This is a genomic window from Bacillus cereus group sp. TH152-1LC, assembly GCF_027710505.1.
Classification (GTDB): domain Bacteria; phylum Bacillota; class Bacilli; order Bacillales; family Bacillaceae_G; genus Bacillus_A; species Bacillus_A mobilis.
In genome coordinates this window covers 22,743-29,451 of record NZ_JAQFNK010000036.1, presented here as the reverse complement: position 1 = coordinate 29,451, position 6,709 = coordinate 22,743, and the positions used below count along the sequence as shown (strand labels likewise).

Sequence of the window (6,709 nt, the reverse complement as noted above, 5' to 3'; positions counted from 1 at the left end):
GGGGTACGTACGGTTCGGTGGGGAGGACTTGGGAACCTACCTAAGCAATTAGGCAAGGCACTGGATTCTTACCCAACTACGATACTGTTGTACCGAAATTCCACACTGCAAAACAAATGGCACAATTTATGCTTGATCTTTATGACAGTGATAAAGTTGTAGGGCTTGTCGATGGTTTTACTTATAACTATGAGCTTAAAAATCCCATTTTTAATTTTGCAGTTAGAAAAACCAATTCAAGTTCTTAATTCCCCTAAAATATAGATGCCCACTATTACGTAAATAATAGTGGGCCTTTTTTCTCTCTGAAAATTTCACCCAACATACCGAATCATCGCCACCTCATCACAATAATCAACCTTTGGACAATGTCTACAATCAATCCATACTTTCTCTGGTAACGCCTCTCTATTCACAAAATCAAACCCGCACTTTTGAAAAAATTCCGTTTCATATGTTAAAGAAATGACTCTACTCACTTTTATTTTCGCTGCCTCATTTATTACATGGTTCACTAACATACGTCCGATTCCTTTTCCTGCATATGTATGCGAAACGACTAACGATCGGACTTCTGCAAGATCCTCCCCTAACACATGTAAACCAGCAACTCCAACAATTTCTTTCCCTTCTTTCATAACATATAAACATTGTAAATATTGATAGAGAGACAAAAGCGAACGTGGTAAAACAACTCCCTCTTTTGCATAAACTTCAATGAGACTATAAATTTCTTTCACATCACTCGTAACTGCATTAAAGATTTTCATATTTTATCCCCTTGCCCCTAATATTAATATTTATAAACCTTAATGAATTTTAATACATAATTTCATATAATAATACATCTCTCCTTTCTCCCCGTCAATTACTTTATACAAACAAAAAACCAAGCAATCTAATCGACGCTCGGTTCTTCATTTCGTATCGGTAATACGGTCGAATATTTAATTTCACGAAGTGCTAAACTCGTCTGTATCCTTGTAATCCCAAGCTTATTCAGCTTTCTAATAAACTGCTCCAGCTCTTTACGATCACGATTTGCAACCTTTAATAAATAATCATACTCTCCTGTTAAACAGTGACATTCTAACACTTCCGGCATCGCTTCTAATTCTTTTTCCAACACGTCAAGTTTATCTGATTTATGAATATTTGTACTCATAAAAATGAAGCATAACAAATCAAAACCAAGCTTTTCTTGATTTAAAATGGCTACTTGCTTATCAATGAACCCTTCTCCATCTAATCTTTTTATTCTCGCATGCATCGCAGCTGGTGATAAGTTAACGCGTCGCGCAAGCTCTGCATTACTTACTTGAGACTCCTTCTGCAATATATCTAAAATTTGTACGTCTAAATCATCTAACACTTTAATAACTGACGACTCCATCAAAATTCCCCCTTTTTATTACCGATGATTATTCGAAAAAACACCTTATAATCTAAATAAAACTGAATATCTTTCCGTAAATAGTATTCAAAACAAAATATTTTATCGACTTTTTCCCATTATACAAAAGAATATATTACATAATAAAGAAAAATGCTAAAATTATTTACAATTCACATTGATTACAACAAAGGGGATTTTAATATGCCTTATTTTTATGTCTTTTTACTATTACTAACGAGCTTATTATGGGGAGGAAATTTCGTCGTTGGAAAATCGCTCGTTGATCACGCGTCTCCGATGACACTTACAAGTTTAAGATGGATGATTGCGATTGTTTGTTTATTACCGATGGTTTGGTTTAAAGAAAAGAAAATCATTCCACCTCGTGCTGCCATACTTCCGTTACTACTAATGGGGATTTCAGGGGTCGCTCTTTTTAACATCTTTCAATTTCTAGCACTAGAAAAAACATCCGCAACGAATGTAGGGCTTATTTCTACATTAAATGCGATTTCCATTGCACTATTTTCAGTATTATTTCTAAAAGAAAAGGTAAATACACTTCAAATTCTATCCATGATTCTTTCATTCTTTGGGGTTATTCTTGTCCTATTAAAAGGTAACTTTGCACTTTTATTTTCACTACATTTTAATAGCGGCGATTTATGGATGCTTGCGGCTGTTTGTATTTGGGGCATGTATTCTGTTTGCAGTAAATGGGCAACAAAAACAACTACACCGCTCATGGCAACATTATACTCTGGTATTTTCGGTGTTATTTTATTACTGCCATTTAATATTGGGAGCTTCACTGTTACAAATATAAATACTTCCTTCATCACATCCCTTTTATATACAGGGCTTATTTCTACCGTGCTTTGTATGGTATTTTGGAATATTGGCGTACAAAAATTAGGAGCTACGACATCCGGTATTTTTCTAAACTTCAATCCGATTTTCACAGCTATTTTAGCATTCCTTTTCCTCGGTGAAGAACTAACGTGGATACAAATTTTCGGGACAATAATCGTTGTGACAGGATGTTATTTATTTTCCCATTTCAAAACGGCTACTGTTCAGCCAACTAGAACTTTAATGCGGAAACATTCTTAACAAAAAATGTCGCCACCAAAGTGGCGATATTTTTATTTACCTTTCATTTCTTTCACATACTGCTTTTCTTCTTCTGGCGATAAACGTTCTGTTGCCTTTCCAGTATCACCACCTTGAATTTCCCACAAAAAGTTATGCTCCTCGACCGTTTGTGAAAAATCCCCTTTCTCCCAGCGCTCTAAGGTGGCAAGTAGCTTTGATTTATATTTAAAATTTGTACTACTTTCTACTGCCTTCTTGGCACTAACAATTTCCTTATTTGTCATTTCAATAAATCCCCATTTTTCAGAGGATTTCACTTTTTGATGTACCATCCTATGCATGGTAGAAATAATTTCATCCTCACTAAACTGTGGCTTCTCTTCCGCAACTTTCTTGTCCTGTTGGCTCATCACTTTTTGTGTTTTAAGACTCTTCTCCTCTTCCTCTATATAATTAAGAAGTTTAGTAACACCGAATACAGCTCCTATCGCAATTACAATCATTGTAATTGCCCCTATTATCCATTTTTTCATATTATGTACTCCCCATTCCCCTAATAATCACATAAACAAATGGAATCGCCTGCGCACAGCCGATTCCATTTGTTTCCTTATTTCATTTTAAACCTTCATCGCTTCTCGTACAATATAACTATCCACATATTGCTTGAATTTTATGATTTTTCCATTCTCCAGTTGCCATACGTGAACGAAATCTGCTTCAAATGATTTTCCCGTTTCTTTATAAACTCCTGAATAAACACCTTCAGCAATAATTACATCTTTTCCGTTTACTTCGTGGTACATATTTACACTCGCTTTATAATCATCCCATTCTGATCCTAATCGGCTAAATACATTTTCCATTATTGCTTCCAAACCTATATAAGTTCCCCCATACGGGAATCCTTCTGCCTCTGTCCATTCTACTTTTTCAGAGAGGGCTTCTGCTAAATGTTTAGCATTCGAAGAAGATGATCCTTCATATGTACTTCGGATCATTTCTAAATTTGATTTAGGCATGTTACTTCCTCCCGTTTTATTTTTTACACGAGTTGTAACTTAAATCGTTACAACTCGTGTAAAAAAATATTTAAATTGCTTTATCCTTAACTCATTAGTTGTAATCATTATAGTTACATTAATGATTCAAGTCAACAATTTATAAATAAGTTTACTTCGTTTTCATTACTTTCTCTTTTAAGAAACGATCTACATATCCTTCTGCTTTTACAACGAATAAATACGCACCCATTGCTAGTAATGCAAGATCTAATTCATATCCTGGATTCTTTCCATCTCCTAATAAACCTGCTGCTCCATTTACCTTGACAATAGCTCCAGCTAAAATAAGTGCAAATAACAATCCTACATATTTTACGCCTAAACCGATAATTAATAAGATGCCACCAACTAATTCCACAGTCGCCACGCCATACGCAAGACCACCCGGTAAGCCGATACTTGTAAACCATCCTGCTACGTTATCAATACCTGATTGAAACTTCGCTAAACCGTGTGCAAAGAATGTCACTCCTAACACGAGGCGAATAATTAAATTCCCAATATGTTGATTCATTTTGAACTCTCCTTGTTGTTTTGTTATGGTGAACTTTTATTTACAAGTCAAAACAATACGGTATTTCATTTCATTCGTCAAATACTTTTTTTAAGAAAACAAAAAACATTATCCCATTTACGGATAATGTTTTCCTACAAAATAGCGCTAATTCAAGCTTTTACTCTATCACACAAAAAAGTTGAAACATTTTTCCAGCGCCAACATAAGACAATAAAGACAAGTCCTCTTCGACAACCATTCCAACAACATTCACTTTTTCATCTTGAGGCAAATCCTGTACAACAACTTGCATCTCTCCTGCATATCTACCGTACAATTCATTATCAATTGTAATGCTGCCTTTCTTTCTTGCAATTGTATGCATCGGCTGTAACACGACTTTATTTTCTTCTCGTGATTCTACAGAGCGAATAACATCACGAGCTGGATCTAGTCTATTTGTATGCACTTGTTCTACCATTTTTAATACTTCACTTTTCTCTATCAATGGCTCATACCGCAGCGGAATAATTCCTCTACTCGCACTCGCTATCTCTTGTACACTTTCTATACTTCCGCTTATATCTCCGATTAACACCTTATCGACACCACAATCTTGTACAAGTTCTAAGTACGCTTCAAGCGGGCGCATATTACGGTGCTTTTCTAACGTCGGTAAGCCTTCATATAGCGGACCACGTTTTTCACCATCTCCCGGAATAAATGCCATCGTTTTTATTCCGCACTCATGTAAGTATTCGTTTTGTTTTTGTAAGAAAGACTTTGCTAGTCCTGTTTCTGGACGCGGATAAAAATTATGCCATGCTTCAACATTCTCTACCTGTATCTTTTCAGTGATTAGCTCTTTCCAAAATGAATCCGTAATCGTACTCGCATTTAAAGCTACTTTCATTTTATGAGATACGCGTGCGATTTCTTTCGGTGTGATGCCATAGTCCATTCGTAAACCAGTAATGCCCCAGTTTACTAACTCTTCGACATTTTCGTACGTCATACCTAAATGGTGTAACGATTTTGGAGAAACATCAACCATTAATTCCATTTTATTTTCGAGAGCTTGCTTCCCAAGTATTTGAATTAACTCTTTATACGTATTTGGATCATCCTCTGGTATATGAAGTGATGTAAAAATAGATGAAAACCCGTTTTCCTTCGCTACTTTTAGCCACTCTTCTTGTTTCTTTACTCGTTCTTTTGCAAGATAAATTGAAACTCCTATCATATGAATCTCCCTTTCTATGAATCGAAAAAGAGAAAGGAATCCCTTTCTCTATATGTTTTCTTCCATTTCTTCTTTGAATCCGAAGAAGTACGTAAAGATGAATCCGAAAGTATATGCCACTACTAATCCAAGGAAATATAATAAATATTTATTATCAGCAATTAACGGAATTAATGATAATCCTGATACGCCAATTCCGAGTGCAGCTGTTTTCATAACTGCTTGGAATGCACCGCCAACTGCTGCTCCTAAACAAGCTGTAAGAAACGGTTTCCCAAGTGGTAATGTAACCCCGTATAATAACGGTTCGCCGATTCCTAAAAACCCAACTGGTAATGCACCTTTAATTACGTTACGAAGTCGTTTGTTTTTTGTTTTTACAAAAATCGCAATCGCTGCTCCTACTTGCCCAGCTCCAGCCATTGCTAGTACTGGTAATAAAGGCGTTACGTGCGTTTGATTAATAAACTCCATATGAATTGGTGTTAAACCGTGATGTAATCCGACCATAACGAGCGGTAAAAATGTTCCAGCAAGCACTGCTCCTGCAAACGCTCCGCCAATACTTAAAATACCGTTAATCCCGCTTGTAATTCCTTCAGATAAGAAACCTGCTACCGGCTGAATCGCTAACATCGTTACGATACTTACTACTAATACAGTAATGAGTGGTGTCACGATAATATCAACTGCATTTGGCACTGCTTTTCGAACTTGTCTTTCCACTACAATCATAAGCCACGCTGCAAAAATAACTGCAAACAATCCGCCCCGTCCGGGTACGAGCGCTTCACCGAATAATTTCACATTCGCCATCGCTGGGTTAAAAATTAAAATACCAGCAATTGCCCCAAGAACTGGTGTCCCACCAAATTCTTTCGCTGTATTCGAGCCGACTAAAATCCCTAAGAATGTAAAGATACCTCCGCCAATGAGTAGTAACATTTGTAGCCACGTTGCATTCGGATCAGCACCTGCGTTTTTCGCAAAGTTAGCGACCCCGTTTATAATTCCTGATGCAACAAGGCCCGGAATTAACGGAATAAAAATACTTCCTATTTTTCGTAAAAAGTTTTTCACTGGCGTATTATTTTTCTTCTTCCTCTCTGACTTCATCTCTTGCCCAAGATCTTCAAGGTGATGATCTGCCACCTCACCAATTCGCAGTCCCGTTAAACCTTCCATTTCAGCTGCTACTTTATTTACTGTCCCTGGCCCAACAACAACTTGAAGCGTCTCATCTTCAATAACGCCCATAACCCCTTCAACCTTTTTCAAAAGGTCCATATTCACTTTACTTTCATCATGAAGCGTTAATCGTAGTCTTGTCATACAATGAGCAATGCCACGAATATTCTTTACTCCCCCAAGTTGCTCTGAAATTTCTCTGGCCATTCTCTCTTCTTTCTTCATAA

At 36.6% G+C, this 6,709-nt stretch carries 8 protein-coding genes and 1 pseudogene; 2 read left to right on the top strand and 7 right to left on the bottom strand.

Going from position 1 to position 6,709, the window contains the following annotated elements; all coding sequences use genetic code 11:
- Positions 1 to 77 precede the first annotated feature (77 nt).
- Positions 78 to 248, top strand: a pseudogene (locus tag PDL00_RS32855) (SDR family NAD(P)-dependent oxidoreductase); the annotation flags it as partial.
- Positions 249 to 314: 66 nt separating this feature from the next.
- Here the strand turns inward: PDL00_RS32855 and PDL00_RS32850 are convergent.
- Both PDL00_RS32850 and PDL00_RS32845 read right to left on the bottom strand, forming a co-directional pair.
- Entirely contained in the window at positions 315 to 770 is a 456-nt protein-coding gene (locus PDL00_RS32850) for an N-acetyltransferase (protein WP_270733685.1), read from the bottom strand.
- 128 nt (positions 771 to 898) lie between these two features.
- Complete coding sequence (locus tag PDL00_RS32845) at positions 899 to 1,393, bottom strand: Lrp/AsnC family transcriptional regulator (RefSeq protein WP_270733684.1); 495 nt, start codon at positions 1,391 to 1,393, stop codon at positions 899 to 901.
- Positions 1,394 to 1,597: 204 nt separating this feature from the next.
- On the opposite strand from PDL00_RS32845, the gene PDL00_RS32840 reads away from it, so the two are divergent.
- Complete coding sequence (locus PDL00_RS32840) at positions 1,598 to 2,509, top strand: DMT family transporter (RefSeq protein WP_242253696.1); 912 nt, start codon at positions 1,598 to 1,600, stop codon at positions 2,507 to 2,509.
- A 32-nt stretch (positions 2,510 to 2,541) separates the two neighbouring features.
- Here PDL00_RS32840 and PDL00_RS32835 read toward each other — a convergent pair whose 3' ends face one another.
- The 5 genes from PDL00_RS32835 to PDL00_RS32815 form a co-directional block, all read right to left on the bottom strand.
- Positions 2,542 to 3,024 carry a PRK06770 family protein gene (locus PDL00_RS32835; protein WP_063263502.1) on the bottom strand — a complete coding sequence of 161 codons (483 nt, stop codon included), beginning with the start codon at positions 3,022 to 3,024 and terminating at the stop codon, positions 2,542 to 2,544.
- Positions 3,025 to 3,111: 87 nt separating this feature from the next.
- Complete coding sequence (locus tag PDL00_RS32830) at positions 3,112 to 3,513, bottom strand: nuclear transport factor 2 family protein (RefSeq protein ID WP_242253698.1); 402 nt, start codon at positions 3,511 to 3,513, stop codon at positions 3,112 to 3,114.
- 151 nt (positions 3,514 to 3,664) lie between these two features.
- Positions 3,665 to 4,069 (bottom strand): DoxX family protein, encoded by a 405-nt coding sequence (locus tag PDL00_RS32825; RefSeq protein WP_270733683.1) that lies wholly within the window; start codon positions 4,067 to 4,069, stop codon positions 3,665 to 3,667.
- A 160-nt stretch (positions 4,070 to 4,229) separates the two neighbouring features.
- Positions 4,230 to 5,294: a DUF871 domain-containing protein gene (locus tag PDL00_RS32820; protein ID WP_242253705.1), complete on the bottom strand. Its 1,065-nt coding sequence runs from the start codon at positions 5,292 to 5,294 to the stop codon at positions 4,230 to 4,232.
- 48 nt (positions 5,295 to 5,342) lie between these two features.
- Entirely contained in the window at positions 5,343 to 6,707 is a 1,365-nt protein-coding gene (locus tag PDL00_RS32815) for a PTS transporter subunit EIIC (RefSeq protein WP_270733682.1), read from the bottom strand.
- Between the last annotated feature and the right edge of the window lie 2 nt (positions 6,708 to 6,709).

Excerpts from the sequence above, each read along its gene's own strand:
- PDL00_RS32850 (WP_270733685.1), bottom strand. The coding sequence starts at position 770 with ATGAAAATCTTTAATGCAGTTACGAGTGATGTGAAAGAAATTTATAGT.
- PDL00_RS32845 (WP_270733684.1), bottom strand. The coding sequence starts at position 1,393 with ATGGAGTCGTCAGTTATTAAAGTGTTAGATGATTTAGACGTACAAATT.
- PDL00_RS32840 (WP_242253696.1), top strand. The coding sequence starts at position 1,598 with ATGCCTTATTTTTATGTCTTTTTACTATTACTAACGAGCTTATTATGG.
- PDL00_RS32835 (WP_063263502.1), bottom strand. The coding sequence starts at position 3,024 with ATGAAAAAATGGATAATAGGGGCAATTACAATGATTGTAATTGCGATA.
- PDL00_RS32830 (WP_242253698.1), bottom strand. The coding sequence starts at position 3,513 with ATGCCTAAATCAAATTTAGAAATGATCCGAAGTACATATGAAGGATCA.
- PDL00_RS32825 (WP_270733683.1), bottom strand. The coding sequence starts at position 4,069 with ATGAATCAACATATTGGGAATTTAATTATTCGCCTCGTGTTAGGAGTG.
- PDL00_RS32820 (WP_242253705.1), bottom strand. The coding sequence starts at position 5,294 with ATGATAGGAGTTTCAATTTATCTTGCAAAAGAACGAGTAAAGAAACAA.
- PDL00_RS32815 (WP_270733682.1), bottom strand. The coding sequence starts at position 6,707 with ATGAAGAAAGAAGAGAGAATGGCCAGAGAAATTTCAGAGCAACTTGGG.